Here is a 23319-nt window from a genome sequence, read left to right as displayed (position 1 = left end):
GTCCTCCCCTCTCTTAGTCGGCTGCTAAGGTTTGGCTAGGCATTTTTGACGTGCTTGGCCATCGAGGCATACCGGTTCTCCGGACGTCCCAGTCCCAGATGGTCCCGGAGTGTCGTGCCTGTGTACTCTGTGCGGAACAACCCTCTACGCCGCAATTCGGGGAGAATATGTTCGGTAAAGGAAGTCAGATCGGCAGGCAGGTGTGGCGCCAGCAGATTAAAACCGTCGCAACCGCCTTGGGTGAACCATTCTTCCATATGATCCACGATCTGCTGGGGGGTGCCAGCGAACGTGTCATGACCCCGTCCGAAGGCAATCCAATGGGTCAGCTCCCGGATCGTCAGATTTTCGCGCTTGGCCAGATCGACATAGACTTGGAAGCGGCTCTTGCCGCCATTGATTTGCTCTACCGGCGGAAGCTCAGGCAGCGGACCGTCAAGAGGGTAGGTGAACAGATCCAGATTCATGGACTGGGACAATTGATGCAGACCGTACTCGGGAACGAGATATTCATTTAATTCCTGCTGTTTCTCCTTGGCTTCCGACTCCGTCAGACCGATAATCGGTGCAAGCCCTGGCAGAATACATAACTGATCAGGCGTTCTTCCATACTTCAGCAGACGTCCCTTGACGTCGGAGTAGAACTCCTGCGCGTCCTTCAGATTATTCTGAGCCGTATAGATGGCCTCGGCGAAACGTCCGGCGAATTCTCTGCCATCCTTGGATGAACCGGCCTGCACGAGGACAGGGTATCCTTGGGGCGGTCTGGGGATGTCGATCGGACCGCGTACTTTGAAGTGCTTGCCGGAGTAGTTGAGCGGATGAATCTTACTTTCGTCGACGAATCGTCCGCCCGGCCGGTCTGCGATCAGCGCGTCGTCCTCCCAGCAGTCCCATAGTCCCGTAGTCACTTCCAGGAATTCATGGGCCCTCTCATATCGCTGGCTATGTTCAAGATGGACATCCTTGGCAAAGTTGTGAGCTGATTTCTCGTTGCCCGTCGTGACGATATTCCATCCCGCCCGGCCGCGGCTCACATGGTCGAGCGAAGCAAATTGGCGGGCGATGTTGTAAGGTTCGCTGTACGTAGTAGATGCAGTGCCGATGACCCCAATATGTCTGGTAACGGCAGAGATCGAAGCGAGCAAGGTGAAAGGTTCGAAGAAATTATTGAAGGGACCATACTTGATGTTAGAGTTAATCGCCAATCCGTCAGCAATGAAGATGGAATCAAATTTAGCTGCCTCCGCTTGCTGCGAAAGCCGTTGATAGTACCCAATGTCCAGCATGTTCTGCGGATTGGTATTGGGATGCCGCCATGCCGCCTCATGATGTCCAATTCCCTGAATAAACAAGTTCAAGTGCATTTGCCTCGGAGCTTTGCTCATATCTCATTCACCCTTCCTTCATTCATACGATTATACGACCTCCTCATCCGTGAGGAGGAGGTGAGTAAATCTTATCACGGCGTTATATATGGGTCAATATAAATGACACAATTTAATGAAATTGATGATTGAAAACGAAACCATTATTACATATACCTGATTTATTGTGTCATTTATATGTTAGAAAAGTTGGATTTTCGACAGGTTAGACGGCTGCATCGTCTTTCTCCGAAATGCAGACTACTTACACGGACACAAAAGCGCTATTTGGAACAAACATTACCTAGCGCAGACCGAACGGACACACGATCCGTTATGTGCTAGTTTTATGCTCGCTAAGCCATGTTTCCAGACCAATAACGGATCCCCTGTCCGCAAGTCGAGTTGAAAACACGCTCATGATCGAAATAGACGCTTCTGGGTCCGCTCACAGGGCGAGTACCGCTCACAGCCTCTCTTTCTCCAATCCCTTCGACCTGCTTTTCCACAGTTAAGGGTCGTGTATAATTTCCAGGACAATCAAAAAACCGGCCTCCTTTGGCCGGTTTAACGTCTTATCGGTTTCTAACCCATCATTACCTGGCTTTCCTTGTGAGTCGTTTCATCCGCTTGGGGCGACTCCCGAGCAATCTGCTCAGTCACGTCGTCGATCACGACTTGCATATGCAGCTTCATCAGCCGCTCCGCTTCGTCGGCATCGCCTCGCATGATCGCTTCAACGATGCCTCTGTGCTGGTGCGCATACCATGCTCCCCTCTGGCGGGTGATGAGCTCGTGAATTTGTGATTCCAGCCTCCACTGCTCAAAGAACAGGATATCCAATGCGGCGATGAGGAACTTGTTGCCTGAGGCCTTGGCCAGCATGGCATGAAAATCCAGCGCTGCCTTGGAGGGATCCGCTCGCTCAGTCACGCATTGTTCGTGGCACTCCAAATGTTCCTTCAATGTAGCCAACATCTCTTCATCCGCCCGCTCGGCTGCTAATCTTGACGTCTCGCATTCCAGCGCTTTTCTTGCATGCAGCACATCGAGCAGTTCTTGCAAGTTTTCGGGTTGAGCGGCATCGATCAAATTCTTTTGCAGGCGTCCTCGCTGCAGCCTGCTGATCTGCTCTTCAACATAGCTGATCCCTTCCTCGGTGATCACTCTTCCTTGAGCGCCAACCAGTCTCGTATATCCTTTGGCGTCCGTATCTTTCAATATACGGCCGATCGTGGCCGTGCTGACTGCGACGTTTTTGTCGTCCAGTACGACCTTAAGCACCCAGGAGCCCGCAGGCTCAAGATTATCCAATAGATCCTGAAGCAACAAGTATTCAATGAACTCGACGCGTGTTGAAAAGAAACTTTCAATCTCTGAAATGGATGCCTCATCTTCGTTTTTCAAATCCATTTCCCCTCTCTTCTTGCCGTTCAGCATAGATTTTATTATACATCCCCCTTCACTTCAACTTAATTATGTGAAGAAAGAAATAACCACGTTAGGCCAGCCTATTCATCTGATTGGCGAGCCCGCTCTTTCTGGCCTCTTGCAATCTCTGTCTCCAGAGCGTCCAGCTTAGGTTCCCAATACTGACGAAAGCGATCCAGCCAAGCGTTGACCTCTTGTAATGGAAGGGCGTCAACCGAATAAATCCGCCGCGGTCCGTCAATGCGGACATTGGCGAAGCCGCTCTCCCGAAGCACCCGGAGATGCTGGGATACGGCAGCTTGCGTAATTCCAAATTCGCCGCGGATCACGTCGACGACATCGCCGGACCGCTGCTCGCCCTCTGCGAGCAGCTCCAGGATGCGGCGCCGTACCGGATCGCCGAGGACATCAAAGGCGTGCATGGTCACGCCTGAGACTCCTCGCTCAAGTAAAATGCGGTCGTCCGGTTCATGGCAGTGACCGCTGCAGCCTGCGGCGTCCCGGCCGCTATCGCAGCCTGACCCCACAATTCGCTGGCCTGCACCATGAATGACCTTCCTTCCTCAGAGACCATCAAGGCTATTCCGTCTTCTTGATCGAAGCCGGTTATCGTCAAATGAGCATATAAACCCAGCAGGGTCAGATCCCACCCCACTCCGCCGGCACCTGGACCATAGGTTTCCCAATGCTCATCGACAGGGCAGATATGGGACAACGAGAGCCGGGAGCGGTCATGCGCCTCCGAGTCAATCCTGATCTCGATCCAGCTCAATTCACCGCCCAACTCCCATGTTGCGGCAAAATTAGTCGGCGGCACACAATCCGTGATCGTCCCTTCCGCGTTACCTTCGATCTGGTAGCGGCCGCCCAACTTCAGCTCGCCGCTGACCGGTGAGAAGAAACGCGCCAGCCGAACCGGATTCGTCACAGCATCCCAAAGATCGTCGGTGCTGGTCGCGTAAGACCTTTCCAGTGTAATCGTGCGCACGGGTTTGCCCTGTTTGATAAAGGCTTCCGATACGCTCCGCGTAGCTGCTCCAATAATCTCTTCAAAATTAAGATTCGTCGTATTCGATGACATCGTAACCGCTCCAATCATTTAAGTTTTAGTTTATATAAGTTAAAACTAATATAAATGATTGAGAGCGTCAATTCAAGTGCACTTTGTTCAGCCGTCTGGAATATAGCTGTCCCGATCGCTTGAGCTTTCCTGGAGTGCTATAGCACCTCATCAAACTTGCCAAACCATTCATTCCAACCATACTTCGCTCCTTCAAGTCCCTCGGCAGTCGTAAATCCTGTCTGTTCCAGTTGAAGCTTGACCTCTCCTTCTCCTAGTTCCTGTAACGTCCAATTGACCGTCTGCCTCTCATCTCCTGTACCCCAGGAATACGACAAGCGAGTTGGCTCCTCAACGACCAATACCTCCCCATCAACAATCCCATCCCAATACTCATATGGAGTATGACGAAATTGAAAGCGGTGACCGACCATTGGCATAAAATCATTATCCGCAATCCATTTTTCCAGCTTGTTGGCGTCTGTCAAGGCAGCCCACGCTTTTTCGATCGAGGTTTTGTACTGAAAATCCAAAGTTAAGGTTAGACTCATTTGTTCTCCTCCTAAAACTTACGTTTGTTTATAAGCGGTTTTCTGTTTTCTGGTCTAAAATACCATGAGACTATGGTAAGGATGAGCAATAACATCGATTGATATATCTCGCCAAAAGAATCGCCCAGCATAAGATGTGACATCATTGCTCCTGCCATCGTGAAGAATAGACCCGCGTAGCTCCATTCTTTGAGTACCGGGAATCCGGGAACTAAAATGGCTACAATACTCAATAATTTGGATGCGCCCAGTATTACTAGTAGATATGAAGGGTACCCCAAATGAAGCATCATCTCGACCTCTGCATTTAATCCCATCAGCTGCACAATTCCTGCTGACAGTACACCCAGGGCCAGCCAGATGGTAGCGATCCAGTAAATTACTTTATTCCGTTTAATCATATTGCTTCTTATGCCGGGTTTTGCACTAGTTATCGTACTCATGTAAGTCCTCCTTTCTTATGACATCTACTTTCTTCAATCTGAATAAAGGACACCTTTTGGTGTCTCTTATGTATTTTAGGACACCAAAAGGTGTCTTGTCAACGCTTTTTCTAAGGAAATAGCTTGAAGAGCAAAAACGCCGGGTGCGCTGACGTGCAGGCAACCGGCGTTTTGAATCATGTGACAGTGCATTAAGCTAGGTTAGAAATTTCACTATTTTCAGTGGATTAATATGGTCCACCTTCACGCTCGTGGCGTCCTGCTGAATGATATTCGCCTCCGCATCAAGCTCCTTCAAAAAACGGATAAGGTTTGTGATCGTATCCGTGCCATCGCTTGAGTCAGCAGAGAGCTGAAATGTAATGGTTCCAAAGCTGGCTTGGGGCACTTTATATTTCACCATAATGGACCGATCGTTTTCCAGCGTTTCCAGCTTACAAGCAGCATCGATCGTCACATGCATAGATCCAAACGCCCCGTTCGACAGCCTTTTTTGCAATTGTCTCTCTTCCCAAGCCACGATATCCTCCAGCGGCATCACTTCCCGGAACCTGCGCCCCCGCATCTCGTGATGGGCAAGAATCTCTTCACTGAACAAGGCAAACTCACTTTCCTCCGCCTTGAACGGGACCGGCAGCTGCTTTGGAGCGTGCTTTTCCTGATAGCGCAACTGGTGTTCCCTGCCTGCCTCCATCGATTCATAAGCTTCGAACGGCAGGGCAATTACTGCGACATCGCGGTACGGTCCGGTCCGCGAGATCAGTAAGTCCTCGGTTAGTGGATAACCTTTCCTCAGCTTCAGCGCATTTTCTTCCTCCAGCTCGGTCATCGCCCCTGAGAAGGGATGGTAGTTATTGGAGTTATGGCCGCCGCTCGTGCTCAGTCCCATCTTGCCGCGCTCCTCGCCGGCCCGTTCAGCCAACAGTATATTGCCATTCTCGTCGAACGGGACCACGCCCTGATAATTGATCTTGGCACTTAGCATCCGCTGCAGCACTTCCCTGACCGGCAGCTTGATGGTCAAGCGTTGGCCTGATGTGTCGAAGTCCGTGTTTGCAAGACCTAATGTCTTCGACAAAGTAGCAGATACAAGCTCCAGCTTATCCTGTTCTGTTGATGTATCCTTTACGATAATCTGTACATAATCTTCTTCAGTCGTTAGGAGCTCCAGGCTATAGTCCTGGAGCTTATCTTTCCGGTTGAGCACGGTGCTCTCTGTTGCCCCCTTTCCCGTTACGGGATGAAGCTCTCCATGCTGCAAGAAATAGCTCTCGTTCTGGGCTGAAGTGAGCAAGGTTTCCATCTCCTGCCGGAGCATCGCATTCCGAACATCCTTCGCCTGCTGGAAGGCACCGTGTCCTAACGGAGAATCGGGATCATGCTCCTGCCCGTCGAGCTCGACTACAAAGTCCGATAAAGGCTCCAGTTGGTCCATAGGCATGTCCAAGCTGTCTTTTGCCATATAATGCGTGTTGCCCAAAGCTCCGGCCAGAGCGGTAATGGCAGCCGAATGCGTGCCGTCATCGCGTCGGCTGGGGTTCAGCTTCGTCGTGAAACGGAGCTTGTCCTTGGTGAAATCCGTCTTGGTATATTCACTTCTATTTTCAAGAATGAGCTGCTGCAGCATATGGATGTCCGTCACTTCTCTAGGGATGACGGAGATCCCTTTGTGCGGATCGATATGCTCTATGTACATCCGATTCAGCCACTCCACAAGCTCTGCGTGCTGCATCTGTCTAGCCAAATCGAGAGAACTCTTGACAATGAATGGTATTTTTGCCGCCTCCGGATGCTGCTCGAAAAAGAACATTACATCTGTTATTTCTCCCAAAAGGATGCTCTCCCTGAGTTTGCCTAGCTGCATCATGCTGTTCTCCGTCTCTTGATCGGCCTCTCGGGGCTTGCGAATGGAATCCGTATACCGGATATCCAGCGGCATCGAACCTCCTATGGAGGCTTCCATGAAGTAGAACCTTTGAAAAACATCGGCTACGGCTTGTTTGGACTGTAATTCCTGCTCCCTCGGAGCCTCCAGTCCCATCGCATCCTTAAGCGGCTGCAGGATATGCAGCTGTGCCTTTTCCGGCAAGTGATCAAAATGACGCATAATAAAACTGGCAGTTGCCTTCTTGAATGTGGTGCCTACTGCAACCTCATCCGACAGAAGAAAGGTATAATTTCGGGTTTCGCCCTCTTCATCAGAGTAGGTATAATGAATTTTCGAATCAGTTGAATGAACCTTATCCGGCTTGGCGCTTTCAAACTTGATCCTAATATTCATACCATTGCCGAGGTCGATCGTCCGTTCATGCTGTGCTCCCCAGTCCTCTCCCTTCACGACCAGATGGTCCGCATGCAACGGTTCGGATGCGAGGAAATGATCTACATTCATAATAAACTCGGGATTCGTTGTGCTGTCGAGTGATTTCGGCGTGGGGAGCTGGTCCTTGATCGTGCCTGCACTATGATAGGTATAATAATGCGATTGATTCGCCTGATCGGATTCGGTATTAAGCCCTTTGCTTTTGATGCCTTTGACATTCTGCACGCGATCCTGAGATAACAGCGTGCCGTCCTGCAGGATGACGTCGAAGATGGCAGGGTCGCTTAACGCATGCTTCATGTAATAGGGCACCTGCTGTGCCAACTTGAAAAATGCAGCCCGCAGCTGCTGGAGCTCGGTGTTGGGCAATGCTTGGGCTGCACTTGATTCGCCATATTTGGCATTACGATCGGAAGCCTCGACCAGATCAATGCCCACATGCGTACTGACTTTTCGATTTGCATGACGGCCGCCAATGATTTTCTGCAGCGTGGTTATCAGCTTGAGGGCTTGGTCTTGCAGCAGTTCCTCGCGAATCTTTGGCTTGCGATTGAACTTACCGGACTCGGTCTCTTCAAGCTCATACAGATCGGCATCTGTTTCGAACATCGGTATGAGGTCGGCATGTCCTTGCTCCTGCAAAAACTGTTTGAGGCTCATTTCCAGACCTTTGGCTTTGGCATGTTTGTGTATTTGGACATAAGCACGGCCCACAGCCACAATATGATCTTCGGGGACGCGGGACATAAAGTCCCGGAACACGTCTTTATGTTCGCTGAAGCAGCCGAGCATATGTGCCACATTGGACGCGGTTTTCTCTTCGTCTTGCCAGTCCAGACCAGCAATCAGAGGCTTGAGCTCCTCCACGGCCTCCGTATTCCCGTCATTGGCATAATTCCGGATCGACGTGCCTATGGTCAGGGCATTGCCCTTATTGAGCGAAGTGAAGTCGAGTTTATTGATATGGGTTCTGCTCTCGCTCTTCACGGGGTGTTTCAGCAAAGCCTCGATGATGTCGGTATAGCCTTGATCAGCAGCGGCATCCAGTGCGGTCCTCCATTGTTTGCCGGGTTGTTGCGGGACTTGAGACTCTACCGCGTCTTCCTCAACTTCCTGAATCGGAGCTTCTTCAAATGTCTCACTGTCACTCCAATCGTCAATACCATCATTACTCTCGTCGTCACTTTGATCATTGTTCCAGGAGAGGTAGGCAAGATTCGGATTCGCGTTCTGAGATAACAGGTAGAGAACGACGTCCAGATGCCCTTCCAACGCAGCGTTTACAATGGCCGAGCCCGACGACCCATCCTCGCCGGTGACCTCGTCGATGCGGGCGCCATGTTCCACCAGCAGCTTGACGATCTCCAGCTTCCCTTCACTTGCCGCATCCGTCAAAGGGAGCTGTCCCAGGAATCCGGGCTGATGCAAGTCCGCCCCGGCTTCGATCAGTACACGAACAGCCCCGACGTTGCCCGCCGAGATCGCATGCCCAAGCATGGAATTCATTTTGTAGGTCGATTTTACATCCACCCCATTGTCCAATAATAATTTTAATTTTGCATCGTTTTTTGTATCGATAAAATCAAAAGCTAAACTAATCTTTTTTTTGGGTTCAATTTTCACTATAAGACCACGCTCATGAATGCGGTCCAGCAGCAGATTGACTAAATATGCTGACTGATGGACGTATTTGATCGACGCTGTCAGGGTGTGCTCTGGCAGGCTTTCGTAATGGTTGAGGAGATAATCTTCTATTACTTCCGTTCTTCCCTGCTTGACTGCATCGATATACGATAGCATCTGTGTCGCAGCCTCTTCCCCCCGCTTGCCCACAGACTGATTTCCGATAGTGGATTGCAGTTGATCGCTGTCAGTTGCAGGTATACTTTGGTGAGTGGGAAAAGATTCATTTTTTGACGTGTTATTTGGTTTATATCCTGGCAGTTTAGACTCTGGCTTCATATATGTGTTCCCCTATCTGATCAGTTCGATGTGAATGATCGTCATAGTTGCGGAAAGCTTGCCTTGTCATGATTTTACCACGGATTACTAAATTATGTAATATACGCGCCGCTAAACTGCCCATTACCTGCCGGAGCTCCAGTCTACGGCTTGCTGTAACTGTCTCTCCGGTATTCGATTCTTTCCCTTACGGGTGATTTGTTCTATAATGAATTGCAGCGTATGAAGGTCATTGCTTGGACGCAGAGCAAAGATGTACGATATTGTTCATAAAGTTATACCTGCTTTTCTGCGTTGCAAGGGTTAAAATAGGGTTGTACCTCATTTACTTGAAATACAAGCATCGAGGTCACTATATAATGAGAGGAACAAATTCATGCAAGCGCAAAGCACCGTGCCCCAAGAGAGAAAAAATTGGTCGGATATTCTAGCGAAGACGGTTAAAACAGGGATTATCAAATCCAATCTGTTTCCGATGCTCGCCGGGCTGACCCTCGCACTATACACGTACCAATACGGAATTTTGGAAAAGCTGCCGGACATCCTGTTTGCCATCGTCGGTTCGATTCTTGTCATAGGGGCGGCGGGGGCCTTCAATAACCTCTATGACCGCGATATCGATGCCGTGATGGAACGGACGAAAAATCGGCCGACGGTCACGGGGGATATCCAGGCGGGTACCGTCATGTGGCTAGCTGCCCTGATGGCGGTGCTCGGTATCGCTATACTTGCGTTGACGACACCGCTCGCTGCCCTGCTCGGCTTCATCGGATTATTCGCCTATGTGGTGCCTTATACAATGTGGAGCAAACGGAGAACGATCTATAATACGGAGATTGGCAGCATCTCCGGCGCGATGCCGCCGCTCATCGGCTGGGCCAGCATCTATCCGGATGTTACGCATCCAGCGATTCTCGGTTTATTCGTGATCATGATTATTTGGCAGATGCCGCACTTCTATGCGATAGCGATACGCAATCAAGCCCAATACAAGGCGGCTAACGTTCCGATGCTGCCGGTGGTGAAGGGCATCAGACGCACGTATATCCAGACGAACATCTATCTCATCTTGCTGATTGCCACCAGCTTCCTCCTGGGATCGCTCAGCACCGGTCTCATGCTGGTTGCCTTGCTGCTCAGCATCGGCTGGCTCGGCATCAGTATGTATGGCTATCGGAAGATGGACTCCCAGCAATGGGCCAAGCTGCTCTTCCTCTACTCCTTGGTCCACATGACGGTCCTCTATTCCACCGTCATCATCTATTCACTGATGGGGATTATATTCAAGCTATAACCCATACCAGATAAGGACAACCAGCACAACGCCAGGTTGTCCTTATTGCTGCATCCGGAACGGGATTCCTTATAAGATCTCGACATACCCCTCGGTTCCATGCACGCGGATGCGCTGTCCATCCCGGATCAACCGGGTCGCGTGTTCCACGCCAACAACTGCCGGCAAGCCGTATTCGCGTGCGATGACGGCGCCATGGGTCATCAATCCGCCGACTTCCGTTATCAGACCCTTGATGGAGACGAATAAAGGCGTCCAGCCGGGATCCGTAAACGCAGTGACCAGGATATCCCCCTCTTCCAGCTCGGCCTCATCCATGCGCGACAACACACGGGCACGGCCCTCGATCACGCCCGACGATACCGGCAGGCCGGCGAGCGCTCCGGCAGGAAGATCCTCGCGGTTGTACCGGCCAGTGATGATCTCTCCATCCGATGTCATGACACGAGGCGGCGTGAGTTTAATATCATGCATGTAGTCAGCTTTGCGTCTGCGGATGATCTGCAGATCCAGCTTTCGGGTCCGCACAGCCTCGTGGAATTCTTCGAAGGTAAGGTAATAGACATCTTCCTTGACTGTGATGACGCCTGCCTGTACGAGTTGTTCCGCTTCCTCCAGCAGCGCTTGCTTGTAGAGGTAGTAGCGGTTGATCATGCCGTACTTGGGATATTCCCGGTAGCCGCTATACGTGCGGAGGATATCGATTCTGCGCTTGGTTTGATCCGCTTTGTCCTCTCCGTCCGGCAGCCGCTTCAACCGCTGCAGCAGATCTTTTTCTTTTCTCAGCGCTTCCTCGAGGCCGTGCTCGAACTTGCGCACACTGGCGCCCGGCTGGAAGTTCCGGATATGTCCCAGGATCATCGGCACCAGCTGATATGGACTCTCGCTCCATCGGGTAGCGGTCAGGTCGATCTCGCCGGCACACCTCATCCCGTACTTGGCCAGATAGCCTTCGATCACTCCTCTCGCCTCGACTCCTCCCTCCACAGCCAAGAGCGCATCTAGGAATGTGTTATCCTTGGCCCCCTGCAGCCCATTCATCACCTCCGGATAATCGCGCACCTGGTCGGCCACCTCCATCAGCGCCAGACCCATCTCGGACGTAATATTGCCCGGTACCGACTGGGCGAGTGTATCGGCGGCGTTTTTCTCGCCAAGCCATTCATACATCTGATCATTGATCCATGTCGAAGCCTCCATGGCACTCATAATCATCGCCGAGCTCTGCGGATCAAATAACAGCTCTCTCAGGCGTGGAATATCCGCCACGATAAAATCAAACACATCGGCCCCGGATCGTGACTGGATAGCCGCTCGCAGATCCCGGATTGAGGCTTCGCTGCTCCGGATCAGCTCAGCGACCATTGACGGATGAAGCTCTGGAGGCGCAGGCTTGCCATGACCGCTGCTGCCTGCACTCGGAGTGTTGTCTGCTTCGGTCAACATTCGGACAAATCCCTTCCGTTCGGTAATCGTGAGGAGTGCATCTTTGATAAGCGGGTCGGATTTGCCCAAGCCATGGATCAGGAATTGTCGGCCGGCAGGCGTAGCCAGATGAGAGGTAACATCCACAAACAACCTGCCGCCGGCAGTACGCATAGGGGCAGTTGTGGTCATCAGGAAGAAAGACAGACCCAGCGGTTTGAAGGGATCGGTCATCATCTGCTGATGGCCGACCGAGACATAGACGCGGTTATCCTGATCATCGGATTCGGGGATCGGGTACAGGGTAGTGATCGGGCGGCTCTGTACGATATAGAAGCGATCTTCCGCCATACACCATTCGATGTCCTGCGGGAAGCCGAAATGAGCCTCGATCTGTCTCCCGATGTGAGCCAGTCGGAGGATCTGTTGCTCCGTCAGGGCCCGCTCTGTCTGCTCGTCAGGCTCGATGGACCGGGTCTTGGTGCCGCCTTCTTTTCGTCCATACACTGCCAGCTTTTTGGCTGCAATCCGGGTACTGACGATCTCTCCATCACGGACCTGATAGTTATCCGCTGAGACCAGACCGGAGACGAGCGCTTCACCGAGTCCAAAACTGGCATCGATCGTAAGCAGCTTGCGGTTAGAGGTCATCGGATCGGCGGTGAATATGATGCCTGATGCCTGCGGGAAGACCATCTTTTGAACGATGACGGCCAACTGTACCTGGTTGTGGTCGATTCCGTGCTGGATCCGGTAGCTGACTGCACGATCCGTGAACAGCGATGCCCAGCATTTGCTCACATGGTGCAGGATGGCCTCGAGGCCGACGATATTAAGAAAGGTGTCCTGCTGGCCGGCAAAGGAGGCATGCGGCAAATCCTCGGCAGTGGCACTGGAACGGATGGCGTAGGCTTCGTTGGTGCCCAGTCTGGTGAGATAACGTGATACGGCATCCACAACTCCGGTCGGCACAGGTGCCTCTGCAATGACTTGCCGGACCTTGCTGCTGATCTCGGCGATCTGCTCCCGCGCCCCCGCCTGAAGCCCGGCTAGCTGATCAAGCAAGGCATGGTAGCGCCTATTCTGCCCTACTGCTTGTTGAAACCCTGCGGTGGTAACACAGAATCCTTCGGGCACCCGGATCCCTTCCATAGTGGATAGCCTCCCCAGATTCAGCCCTTTTCCGCCAACAAGCACAAGCTCCGCCGAGTCCATCTCCCGCAAATCAAGCACCAATGTACGCATTCCTCATCTCTCCCCATCGAAAAATTAAAACCAGCAGTTGACAATCGATGTACCAACATGCTACAATAATATTATAAGATAGATTATCTTTGCCTAAATTCATATACTCAGACGTAAAATGATTGTATCATTGCGCCTGCACATAAGCAAGCCAAAAAAACCTGGACAAAGGCTCCAGGTTTTTTTTTAGACTCTCATGCCGCTTGCGTGTCGTAATAAGATATTGTGTCTGTGTCGGCATTGCTAGCCTGCGTGAGCACCGCTACCTCGCTTCCAGAGCATGAGCGATCTCTACGTCCATATGGCTCCACGATCACATCCTTGGAATCTATGCAATCAACAGGGATTGACCGAGGGGCCTTTGCCGCTGACCACTCCAGGCGGAGTATCGAAGATATAGGCCGGCGCAGGTGGGAGCTGAGGTTTCGGTGCCAAGGGCTGTGGCGATTCGATGTACTGGAACACACCGCATCCATCCATGCTTGGACCGTGGGCCCACCGTCCGCTCGCACTCTCATTGCCTCTTGAGAAATTGAACAAGACGTGGGATACTTCCCGTTTCTCCCATTCTCTAGGGAAAGTGCTGGGTACGACTACGCCTTCCAGCTCCTCCAACTCTTTGATGGCGGCGATCCACTGATTCTGGTGCATCGTGTCCCGGGCGAGCAGCCAGGAGAGCATATCCTTGACGCCTCTGTCATTGGTCTGCTCATACAACCGGGCAACCTGCAAGCGTCCCTGGGATTCAGCAGCGAGGTTATGCCTAAAGTCAGCAAGCAAGTTTCCGCTGGCGATCGTATATTTAGCGTTCCATGGATATCCTTGGCTGTCCGAAGGCATCGCCCCCAGCCCGGACACGATGGCATGCTGTGGGTTCGAACCGCCGAGGATTGCATTGATCACCGGATCTTTGGCTGCCTTTTCCAGATCGGTGACCGGGGCGCCATCGAGCAGGCGGGCGATCATCGTAGCTAGCATTTCGACATGGGCCAATTCTTCCGTCCCCGTGTCCATCAGAAGGTCCTTGTACTTCCCGTCACCACGCATATTCCACCCCTGAAATAAATACTGCATGGCAACAGTGATCTCACCAAACTGGCCGCCAAGCACTTCCTGCAGCTTGCGGGCATACACCGGATCGGGTCTGTCAGGCTTAGCTTGGTACTGGAGCTCTTTGATATTGAAGAACAATACATCGCTTCCTTTACCTTTTATTTGAATCATTACGTTAGATTATGCATCGTCCCCGGCTTTTGCCCATGAGTTTTATTTAGAATTCCGGATTTTCTTATTGTGTCTGCATCGCACTCTCCTGCTGCGCAGTAGATGCGGTCGTCCCGCCAGTGTCCGGGGAAGGCAGCAGCTCGGAAGCCCACTCCGCCGCTTTCTCTTCGATGCCTTCTCGGAACGCCACAATGAACGAATTGTAGTCGCTCATCAGGTGAATCATGATCGGTTGGCCGATCACGATATCCGTTGCTAGGAGAGGTGCTTTCAGCACCTCCTCCACAAATTCTGCTTTTCCGGTGTCGTCCGCTTGGAAATCGGTATGGAACTGTGGATGAAAATAAGCCAGATGCGCATAAAAATCGCCAAATATTTTACGCAAGGCAGGCTTCTCTTGTACGTAAAGACTCTGTAACATCGTCTTCGGATCCAACACTTCATTGGATAGCTCGGTATGCTTTGCTGCCGCTTTGTCCTTGGTATCAGGGTGATGGCTGACCAATATCTCGAGATAAGGCAGCACAGTATCCCTCAGCCGGTTATGCAATGTCGTTGATTTTCTTCCTTTGGTGTCCAGCGCGAACTTCAGGCTTTCTCCCACGAGGCTTTCTACCGGCCCCGTGGCAAGCTTCGTTTTTTTGAGCTGAGTGTCAGTGGAGGGTTCGCCGTTCAACCGCCGCATAGCCTCCCTGGAAGCCTGTTGAACAAGATCCAGCTGTTCCAGCGTGCAGTCATGAAGCGCTTGCTGTATCGCGGCGGTACTCAATCGGCTGGGCGTAAGAAAGCCGAGAAAGGCAGCTGTAAGATCAACATTCCCGCTTTTGGACGTGCTTGCTGTTGTCATTGGCTTGGCTACTCTCGGACTACTCGCATAATTAGCCAGTTTATGGAGCAGCGGGACATAAAAAATGCCGCTGTCGATATATTTGGTTGCCAGCTGTTTGAGTGCTGCATAATTATATTTGTCTGGCTTCTCCCGCGCTTCCCTGAAAGCAGCATTGGCGCTGGCTTCGCCATGACCGAGCGCAGTGCCAGCCGCTTTGTATGCCGTTGTCGGAAGCAGTTGATTCAACTGCACATAATTCGAAAAGTTGCGGTTTACCGCGTCGATCCAATCCTGGATGCTGTATTGTTGCCCACGGTCATGCTCGATTTGGCTCAGGAGCACATCCGCCGAGCTTTTCAACATCCCCACATCAAGGGCCACCAGGTGGCTTTGGCCAAGCTCGAGACTTTTCTGCTCCAGTCTTGTCAGGTCTGCAAGCTTTGTCAGCACTTCTTCTACGCTGCGATTTTTGAACAATGCCATCAGGCTTTGTCTCTCGAACGTCCATGCCAGCGTGTGCGAGCCCTGAGTCGTATCAAAGCGTGTCTTGGCCCGGATTTTCTCCGGGATCTCAAGCTGCTCGATGGACACTTCCGAGGCTTGAAGAGCCGGAGCGGTGACTGAACCTACAGCTGCCAGGACACCTGTCTTTTTGTCTTTGTTGGCCGCGTCTGCCAAGGTCATCGTCTCCCGACCTTGCTTCAATGATTGTTCAGAAGCCGCTGCTTTTGTAGAAGCGGTGTTCTTCCAGTCTGCGAGCAACTGGGCTACGGTCTTTCCTTTGATCTCATGTCCCAGGAGCGTATCCTCAAAAGTCGGCACAAGCTTAGGGAACTGTCCGCACAACATCGTATACCAAGTGTAGACGGCTTTGGATCGCGTCACGTCATCCAACTGCTTGCCTGTCACATCAATCAATTGCAGCGCCCTGTCCTTCACAGCGGCGTCCGCAATCCCGATGTCAGCCGGCTTCTGCCCCTCGGTCAAGCTTTTGTTGTACGCCTCCAGATCTAGCTGAGAGCGCCCTTCGTCCTTGCCGCCGCTCGCCTTGCCTTGCACGGCAAACGAGCTGTGCTGGTTGGCTTCGACAAACAGCGATACGGCATGCTCGAGATAGTCATTGATCTGATTGACCTGGAGCTCGCCCGAAGCCATCGTATCGACAAGGAAAAGCGCCTTCTTCCGCAGTGGCTCGTTCTTGCCGGTCAGATCCTTGTCCGCCGTCTGGTCATCAAGGATCCAGCCTCTCAATTTGGCCAGCACGTCGGAGAGGGGCCCGCGCAGCTGGCTATTCCAATAACGGTACATAGCCGACCAGGCCACCAGATGATCTCCCTGGTCTTTCTCGCGTGCCGTCAATCTGCGCTCCGGCGAGATCGACACCCCTTTGACCATATACTTGTCAGCCGTCAGCTTCTCCTGATCGCTCCCTGTACGAACGACAGCGCGTGACCAGAAGTAAGGCCCGTCTTTATCGTCCTCATCTGATGTTGTCTCTGCCTCGTTCTGGATCGCCTGGACATCTGTTGCCTCTTGCTCTTGCTCTTCATCCAGGATGAGAGGCAGCGCCTGGAATTCTTCCAGTTTACGCTTCAATTTCCCCTGCTTGCTCGGTTCTTCTTCTATTGCCTCGCCGGTTGCCTTTTTGGGGACTCTCCTGCTTATTGCCTGATTTCCGATGCTGTTTTGCACATTCATCCCCAGGGCCGACCACGGTGTCTGCGGATGCTGCTGCTGCGTCTGATTTGCATCGGGTACGGTAACGTTTTGTTTCACAGGTGGTTCAGTCGGCGATAAGATCTTGTCCAATCCCACGTTACAACGGCCTCCGTTCCAAAATAATCCCATCTCGTACTCGTGTCATAGAAGAGTTGATGATGCTAAAATTCGACAAGCTTCTTGGGTTATCCTGCCACCACCCAAAACTTGTGCCGTTAGATTAACCTGATCCAAATATAACCGGGAGCCAATACAAAAAACACTCCTTTTCGGAGTGTTTTTGCGTTTCGGCAGGGAGCCAGCAGCACCTGCTGCCTAACTGCTGCTTGAGCTGCGGCTCTCGGTAATTTTCCCAAGAAAGTACCCATCCACCTCGGTTAATCTTCCTCTCCAGAGGACCTTTCCTCTGGTTGGCATCCCTTTGTTGTCAGCCAGATAGATCTGGGCATCCTTCAGATGGATGAAGTGCAGCTCATCGTCATCCGACTCCTCAGCCGCTTCTCCGGCCTTCCGCATCTGCTCACCCAGCTTCTGAGATACCTCGTTGCCTTCCTCGAATGACTCCGCCAACGATTCCAAATAGCCTGAAGCCGAAATAGTCGTCCCGGAGATCATCGCGCCTCTCACATTTAACGTAATGTCCAACGAGAAATCATGCTTATTCGTCGCTTTCACAAAAAACTCAAGCGTGCTGTCTTTGGAAGCTGCTGTAGTCAAAGCCATCCCTCCTTTCCTTCCGCCGATTATTTAGACGTATCGTCGTTTCTTGATACCGAGGTTTCCGTTTTTGAGTTTCCCGACGATTTGCTGTTTCTCGATCTTGACGAGGATGATGATGTCCGCCTGCTGCCAGATCCATTCGACTTACTCGTCGTGCGCTTTTGTGCAGGGGATTTCGATCTGCTGCTCGAGCGGCTGGTCGTTTTCTTCTCTTCCTCCTCATCTTCCTCATCTTCCTCATCTTCTTCATCATCGTCATCATCATCGTCTTCTTCTTCTTCTTCCTCGTCGTTTTCTTCCTCCTCATCTACTTCTTCCTCTTCGTCTTCATCCTCCTCGTCATCTTCATCATCATCTTCATCCTCTTTGGATGCCTTGTCCTTCGCAGCTTTCTCGCTATAATCTAGCAGCTTCTGCAGTTGGTCTTCCAGTCGCTGCAGACGATCCTGGATTTCTTCGTTCTCCGATTCGAGCTTTTCATAACGCTCGTCGTCTCCCGAGTCCTGAGAGACCGGCTCTTCTGCTTCTTCGTTTGGTTTCGCTTCTGATTTGTCCTTCTTTTTGGTCAGTTTATCTTTGACTTTTTCTACGATTTTCTGAGATTTTTCGACGCCGGTATCTTTGATGTCCTCCGCCGTTTCTTTGACAGTATTGCCCATATCCTTCGTTTTTTCTTTTAGCACGGCTGAACCGACACCGGCAGCGACCTTCTTGCCGAGCTTGGGCTTCATGATCAGTCCCAGTCCTACGCCAAGCACGCCTCCAGCAATGGAGCGATAGACCGAATTGTCTGCCATTTGCGCGATTTTATTCGTGTTTTTTTCATCTGCCATGTTCGTTTCCTCCTGATTCCGGCTTCTCTTGACCGGCGATTTTTTGTTCCAGCAGCTGCAGCCGTTCATGCAGCCGCTTGTTCTCCTCTTGCAGATCAACTTGTTGAGCTGCCTTTGCATTCAGATAGGGGTCTGACTCCCACCAGTCAAGACCGATTTCTTTGGCCTTGTCTACGGAAGCCACGATCAACCTGATCTTGATCGTCAGCAGCTCGACATCGGCGATGCCGACGGTGATATCGCCAGCGATGACGACCCCCTTGTCCAGTACCTTCTCCAGGACGTCCACCAGCGTGCTTGCATGGTTTGGCATCAGTTGTTGTTCTGCCATATCCTCACTTCTTTCTTGGCAACAAATTGCCCAGAGGGCCAAGATCGATATTCAGATCTTCGTCCTCCAGATGGAAAATCTGCTTCAGCTCGTCCATTTTCAGCTCCAGGTTCATCAGGGCGACACCGAGGTCCTCGATCTGTTGATCGGTCAAGGTCCCGCCCTCGACACGCCGGATCGCATGCCGTTCGACAATCTGTCTGAGCAGCTCAATCACGGTCAACACGAGCTGAGCAAGACCGTGTTCGGCCCGATCAGGGTCCAAATGGATTCTGCCGCTCTTCATCGTGTCCGCTTGCATCGATTAACGCCTCCTTTTGCTGATCGAATTGTTCAGATGTAAGCTCATGCACGGGGTGTGCCGTTGAAGACTGCACCAGGGTTTCGACGGATGCGATCAGCACCCGAAGATCGAGATAGACCAGATCCACACCGGCGATTGAGATGATCAGGTCCCCTTTGATCGCAACGCCTTTGTCGAGGATGACATCCAGGATATCGATCAGCGTGACGTCTTTGTTCGCATCGATCGTCTCCCTTGTATTCATGCGACCGGCTCGCTTTGTTCGCTCAGCGCCACGAAATGATATGCTGGCCACGGACCAGAGGCCTCAATTGTCCATCCTTGATCCTCGTAAGCAGCTTTCTTCGCTTGGATCTCCGAGAGAAAGCGCTCCACCATATTACTTGGCAGCAGATACACGCTATTCCAGCTCATGTTTTCCTGCCGGCCGGTCGCTTCTTTGCTCCAATTTCGTTTTACCGTCTCCGCTTGGGCGTAGCGGCTGAATTGATCATGCAGTTCGGAGCAAGTCTGATTTTTGTATTCTTCCAGCTGACGATCGATCCATTTTTCGATTTTTTTCTTTTCGAAAAACTGCCGCCCTGGCGATAGTCCGCTGATCTCCTGTTGTTTCGCAGCGATCACCGGGTCCTGCAGCTTTACCCTTTCTCTCAGCGCAGCATCGTTGCAAAAGATCTTGACATTCCATTCCTCGCGGTCTCGGAGTTTTGCGAAGAGTGCTGTGATCGGCTCCCTGGCGTTATCCACTTTGTGCTCCAGGCTGGCCTGACTCTTGTGGATCGTGAAGAGCTTCATCGGGATAAGCGTGTATCGGCTGTTAAGCATCAGGAGCGTTTCATGATGATGCATCGCTTTCTCCTGCAGCCAGGCCATGTCATGGTTCATCCGCTCCTGAAGCGCTTCCTCCCCATACTCGGCATCATCGAGCTCGCAGACTACTGCCGTAATCTCGCCAAGCGGCAGCGCATAGGCATGGTTGGCGCCGTCCATCCCCACGAAGGATGGGAGGGCCGTCAGTTCCAGCTCTGGCGACGGGATAAGACCATAGACATAGATGAATGTCGGCATTGCATCATCCTCCCTTCTGATTGGAGATCCGCTGTTCCCATTGCTTCATCTCCAGTTGCTTGGCGATTTCGTAGCGGGTCAGCAGGTCTTCCTCCATCGATTTATAGGCCTCCTCCGAGATCTCTTCCAGTTCATACATCATCTGCAGCTGGATGAGCTTTTGCTGGATATGCGACAGATCATAGAGCTCCTTATGTACCTCTTCCTGTACCTTCTCTCCCACTTTCATCACCATCTGGATCGGTGAGGTAAGAAGCTTGATGATCATCGCTGACCCTCGGCCTGGATCTGAAGATTGATATGGATGAAGTTATACGCCGCCCATGGGCCGGTATATTTAAACTCTACGCGGTCTTTCCACTTATCATTGGCTGCATTGACTTCCCGATCAAAATGCTTCTCCTGATCCCGATCGATCAGAAACGCGGCATTGAGCAGCATCGTCTCGCTTGTCGGCTCATTCGCTTTTGCGGCGGCAGAGATTTTTTTCAACGATTCAAACAACGTGCCTTTCACATCGCTGCGCAGCTCACTCATCAGCTTTTGCGCCATCTCGCCGAGGCGGATCCGGTCATAGTAGGCAGCATCCTTTGATTTGCCATGAACAGCCCTTTTGGCCTTCGCGAACTGTGGTCGTTTGCGGATCTCGTTCTCGAGCCACTCCTTTTTGCCGATTACTTTCAAGCCCAGCTCGATCTTTCCTTTGATCTCCGGGAACAAGACGGCAAATTGCGGATAAAGGCTTTCCAATAGGACGGCCACGTCCTCCTTGCTCTTAAACACATTGCCAAAGCTCATCGGAATGACCGTATCGCTCTGGGTCATCACTTTGGACACGACGGCTTGATGCGCCATCAGATTGTCCTTATTCGGGTGGTAGATTTTCAAGGGGACCTCCGCCACGATTAGGGCGGAATCTTTATAGTGCACCGTCAGCAGCTGACGGCCGGCTCCGGCCAGCTCGGCCTGACCGTATTCCCTTTCCTCCCCTTCCGTTTGAACGGCGCAAAAAACGTAATACCCCATTTCCTCCATCTGCGTTCTCACCTGCTTTTCTTCAATTATTAAGCATAGTCTCTGCCGTGCCCGTCGCCCACTGAGCTGCGGAATCTCCGGCCGACACGGGAGTAAGAGGTGATCTCATACTTTTTATTCATGGACACCTGATATACGCCCAGCATCTCATCCTTGGCATACCGTTTCATGTATTCTTTTTCCTCGATCACCTCGATGGTCAGGTTCCAGCCCTCGTCTTTATTGCCTTCGTCATCTACAGTCCGCTGTTCCACTGAAGTGATCTTGTGAGGCGTAGCGATATGCTCCGCAAAGAATTCATTGGCCGCTTGCATGATCTTCTTGATCTCCATCCTCTGCTCTCACATTCCCTTCATTAGAAAGTAGCTGCCGGAGCTCAGGGAAGAGCTCCGGTAGCCGACACCGTCTAGATACTTAATTGCAGACTTCCGCGGTCACTCGATCGGTCGCCGCGCGGCAGACCCTCTTCCAGTACTTCGTCACGCAACAGTCCTACCGCCTCCGCATAACGAAGCCACGTATCTACACTGGCAATGACAACCCTGGCCTCAATGGTGATCAGTTCGATCCCGACCAGCGAGACTCGGGCAAACACATCAATGACGACCCCCTTATCCAGAATACGGTCGATGACTTCCGCCAAGCTTGAGCTATCCGTACTTTTTTGAATACTCATCTTGCATGCACTCCTTCCAGAGCTCGACTACGAGCCGCGTTTTTTGATGTCGGTATATCCCTTCATGTTGCGGTAGCTTTTCATCTGCTGAAGGCCTTTCATCCGGCTGGCGCTTTTAATCTGGCTGATTCCTTTGATCTGACCTACGCCTTTTAGCCGGGATTCGGAGGAATTAGAGGAGATTTTACGCTGGAACTCTTCCCCCGCCTCCTTGAATTTCTTAAGCTTCTCCCTGACGTCCAGCAGGACGTCCTGCACCTTCTCCTTGGCTTGATCAGCCAAGCTGTGGACCGTGTCGGCATTGTTCTCCTTGACATCCTCCAGCTTGTCCGCAGCATGTTCGGCCTTCTCTTGCACTTTTTCTTGAAATTTGGATTTCAGCTGATCTGTGATCCATTCCTTGGATTTATCCTTGATCTTTTCCTTAGCGGCGCCCGCAGTCTTGTCCACGATCTTGCCGGCAACCTGCTTGACGCCTTCCTTCGCTTTCTCGGCGAGACTGGCCTCATCCTGGCCAGCGTGCGATTCTTTGGAGTCATTCGTTGATGAACTCAACTGCCGGTCCCCCTTTCGAATTGCATTGCTTGCCATTACCACTCGGAAAGTCGAATAAAACGCCTCAATAGTAGGAAGAAACAGGAAGTCCCTGTTCTGACTGCAATAACAGCCAATAAGTAAGAAAATTTTAATAAAACACGATTATCTAAACGCGGATTGGAGCGCAATTATAGTATAGTTTACGAGCTTGACACGCAACCTGCGGGTTGCCTATAATCAAGATATGCAGAGGAATAAAGATGCGATCTTCAAAGCGCTTAGTGATTCTACCCGCCGACTGATCCTGGATGAACTATGCGAGCGCAATGCGCAGACAATGTATGAACTAACGGTTAGGCTGATCTCGAACCATGGTCTGTCCCTTACGCGACAGGCAATCGCTAAGCACCTTGCAGCGTTGGAGGAGGCAGGGCTCGTCACATCAGAGAAGCAGGGCAAGTACAGAGTCGTGATCTTCCACCCCGAGCCGCTCGTAGGGTTACTGGACACATGGACCGATAAACATCATCCCGAGGAGGAAGACAAATGAACATCATTGTGACAAGTCTATTTGTTAAGGATCAGGAAAAGGCACTGCAGTTTTATACGGACACGCTGGGGTTTGTGAAGAAACGAGACGTCCCTATGGGCAAGCACAGATGGATTACAGTTACTTCTCCCGGTGATGAGAATGGTACAGAGCTGGTTTTGGAGCCCAATGAACATCCCGCAGCCAGATCCTATCAGGAAAAAATTGCGTCCGAGGGCATTCCGGCGACTATGTTTGGTGTAACTGATATTCAGATGGAATATAAACGGCTGCTGGGGGAAGGCGTGTCATTCACGATGGAACCGACCAAGATGGGAGACGTTACGATCGCTGTGTTTGACGATACATGCGGCAATCTGATTCAGATGTTACAGCTCTAGACATAACGAAGA

The 23319-nt window shown here is 51.6% G+C and carries 24 protein-coding genes; 3 read left to right on the top strand and 21 right to left on the bottom strand.

Features of this window, described 5'->3' with window-relative positions; genetic code table 11:
• Positions 1–35: 35 nt before the first annotated feature.
• From ABC336_RS30900 to ABC336_RS30870, 7 genes are all read right to left on the bottom strand, one after another.
• Complete coding sequence (locus tag ABC336_RS30900) at positions 36–1388, bottom strand: LLM class flavin-dependent oxidoreductase (RefSeq protein ID WP_413242328.1); 1353 nt, start codon at positions 1386–1388, stop codon at positions 36–38.
• Between the two features lie 564 nt (positions 1389–1952).
• Positions 1953–2807 (bottom strand): FadR/GntR family transcriptional regulator, encoded by an 855-nt coding sequence (locus tag ABC336_RS30895; protein WP_413242327.1) that lies wholly within the window; start codon positions 2805–2807, stop codon positions 1953–1955.
• Positions 2808–2878: 71 nt separating this feature from the next.
• Positions 2879–3220, bottom strand: a complete 342-nt coding sequence (locus ABC336_RS30890) for an ArsR/SmtB family transcription factor (RefSeq protein WP_413242654.1) — start codon at positions 3218–3220, stop codon at positions 2879–2881.
• Positions 3221–3222: 2 nt separating this feature from the next.
• The gene (locus ABC336_RS30885; protein ID WP_413242326.1) at positions 3223–3879 is read right to left on the bottom strand and encodes an SRPBCC domain-containing protein; all 657 of its coding nucleotides are present in this window, start codon (positions 3877–3879) and stop codon (positions 3223–3225) included.
• Between the two features lie 137 nt (positions 3880–4016).
• The gene (locus ABC336_RS30880; protein WP_413242325.1) at positions 4017–4409 is read right to left on the bottom strand and encodes an SRPBCC family protein; all 393 of its coding nucleotides are present in this window, start codon (positions 4407–4409) and stop codon (positions 4017–4019) included.
• Positions 4410–4420: 11 nt separating this feature from the next.
• Positions 4421–4852: a DoxX family protein gene (locus ABC336_RS30875; RefSeq protein ID WP_413242324.1), complete on the bottom strand. Its 432-nt coding sequence runs from the start codon at positions 4850–4852 to the stop codon at positions 4421–4423.
• Between the two features lie 196 nt (positions 4853–5048).
• A complete protein-coding gene (locus ABC336_RS30870; protein WP_413242323.1) occupies positions 5049–8975 on the bottom strand; it encodes an ankyrin repeat domain-containing protein in 3927 nt (1308 codons plus the stop codon).
• Positions 8976–9513: 538 nt separating this feature from the next.
• On the opposite strand from ABC336_RS30870, the gene cyoE reads away from it, so the two are divergent.
• A complete protein-coding gene (cyoE, locus tag ABC336_RS30865; protein WP_413242322.1) occupies positions 9514–10431 on the top strand; it encodes a heme o synthase in 918 nt (305 codons plus the stop codon).
• A gap of 69 nt (positions 10432–10500) precedes the next feature.
• Here cyoE and ppsA read toward each other — a convergent pair whose 3' ends face one another.
• The 14 genes from ppsA to gvpQ form a co-directional block, all read right to left on the bottom strand.
• A complete protein-coding gene (ppsA, locus tag ABC336_RS30860; protein WP_413242321.1) occupies positions 10501–13101 on the bottom strand; it encodes a phosphoenolpyruvate synthase in 2601 nt (866 codons plus the stop codon).
• Positions 13102–13437: 336 nt separating this feature from the next.
• The gene (locus tag ABC336_RS30855) at positions 13438–14292 is read right to left on the bottom strand and encodes a manganese catalase (RefSeq protein WP_413242653.1); all 855 of its coding nucleotides are present in this window, start codon (positions 14290–14292) and stop codon (positions 13438–13440) included.
• A 97-nt stretch (positions 14293–14389) separates the two neighbouring features.
• Positions 14390–16969 (bottom strand): hypothetical protein, encoded by a 2580-nt coding sequence (locus tag ABC336_RS30850; RefSeq protein WP_413242320.1) that lies wholly within the window; start codon positions 16967–16969, stop codon positions 14390–14392.
• Positions 16970–17188: 219 nt separating this feature from the next.
• Positions 17189–17596: a gas vesicle accessory protein GvpU gene (gene gvpU / locus ABC336_RS30845; RefSeq protein WP_413242319.1), complete on the bottom strand. Its 408-nt coding sequence runs from the start codon at positions 17594–17596 to the stop codon at positions 17189–17191.
• Between the two features lie 20 nt (positions 17597–17616).
• Entirely contained in the window at positions 17617–18426 is an 810-nt protein-coding gene (gene gvpT, locus ABC336_RS30840; RefSeq protein WP_413242318.1) for a GvpT/GvpP family gas vesicle accessory protein, read from the bottom strand.
• Positions 18416–18757, bottom strand: coding sequence for a gas vesicle protein (locus ABC336_RS30835; RefSeq protein ID WP_413242317.1), 342 nt, complete (start codon positions 18755–18757; stop codon positions 18416–18418). Before ABC336_RS30835 ends, gvpT begins: the two co-directional genes overlap by 11 nt.
• A 4-nt stretch (positions 18758–18761) precedes the next feature.
• On the bottom strand, positions 18762–19058 hold the full coding sequence (locus tag ABC336_RS30830) for a gas vesicle protein K (RefSeq protein ID WP_413242316.1): 297 nt from the start codon (positions 19056–19058) through the stop codon (positions 18762–18764).
• Positions 19012–19305 carry a gas vesicle protein gene (locus ABC336_RS30825; protein WP_413242315.1) on the bottom strand — a complete coding sequence of 98 codons (294 nt, stop codon included), beginning with the start codon at positions 19303–19305 and terminating at the stop codon, positions 19012–19014. The genes ABC336_RS30830 and ABC336_RS30825 overlap by 47 nt, the downstream gene beginning before the upstream one ends.
• The gene (locus ABC336_RS30820) at positions 19302–20129 is read right to left on the bottom strand and encodes a GvpL/GvpF family gas vesicle protein (RefSeq protein ID WP_413242314.1); all 828 of its coding nucleotides are present in this window, start codon (positions 20127–20129) and stop codon (positions 19302–19304) included. The genes ABC336_RS30825 and ABC336_RS30820 overlap by 4 nt, the downstream gene beginning before the upstream one ends.
• A gap of 4 nt (positions 20130–20133) precedes the next feature.
• Positions 20134–20397, bottom strand: a complete 264-nt coding sequence (locus ABC336_RS30815; protein WP_413242313.1) for a gas vesicle protein GvpG — start codon at positions 20395–20397, stop codon at positions 20134–20136.
• A complete protein-coding gene (locus ABC336_RS30810) occupies positions 20394–21164 on the bottom strand; it encodes a GvpL/GvpF family gas vesicle protein (protein WP_413242312.1) in 771 nt (256 codons plus the stop codon). The genes ABC336_RS30815 and ABC336_RS30810 overlap by 4 nt, the downstream gene beginning before the upstream one ends.
• Before the next feature lie 29 nt (positions 21165–21193).
• On the bottom strand, positions 21194–21496 hold the full coding sequence (gvpO, locus tag ABC336_RS30805; RefSeq protein ID WP_413242311.1) for a gas vesicle protein GvpO: 303 nt from the start codon (positions 21494–21496) through the stop codon (positions 21194–21196).
• A 74-nt stretch (positions 21497–21570) separates the two neighbouring features.
• Positions 21571–21840 (bottom strand): gas vesicle structural protein GvpA, encoded by a 270-nt coding sequence (gene gvpA / locus ABC336_RS30800; protein WP_413242310.1) that lies wholly within the window; start codon positions 21838–21840, stop codon positions 21571–21573.
• A 27-nt stretch (positions 21841–21867) separates the two neighbouring features.
• Positions 21868–22395 carry a gas vesicle protein GvpQ gene (gene gvpQ, locus ABC336_RS30795; protein WP_413242309.1) on the bottom strand — a complete coding sequence of 176 codons (528 nt, stop codon included), beginning with the start codon at positions 22393–22395 and terminating at the stop codon, positions 21868–21870.
• 226 nt (positions 22396–22621) lie between these two features.
• Between gvpQ and ABC336_RS30790 the strand changes: the two genes are divergently transcribed.
• Positions 22622–22927, top strand: coding sequence for an ArsR/SmtB family transcription factor (locus tag ABC336_RS30790; RefSeq protein ID WP_413242308.1), 306 nt, complete (start codon positions 22622–22624; stop codon positions 22925–22927).
• Positions 22924–23307: a VOC family protein gene (locus ABC336_RS30785; RefSeq protein WP_413242307.1), complete on the top strand. Its 384-nt coding sequence runs from the start codon at positions 22924–22926 to the stop codon at positions 23305–23307. The genes ABC336_RS30790 and ABC336_RS30785 overlap by 4 nt, the downstream gene beginning before the upstream one ends.
• Positions 23308–23319 lie beyond the last annotated feature (12 nt).

Source organism: Paenibacillus jepli (assembly GCF_047238105.1).
In the GTDB taxonomy this organism is placed as follows: Bacteria; Bacillota; Bacilli; order Paenibacillales; family Paenibacillaceae; genus Paenibacillus_D.
The sequence above is the reverse complement of the archived record's forward strand: the minus strand, read 5'-3'. Positions and strand labels throughout refer to the sequence as shown.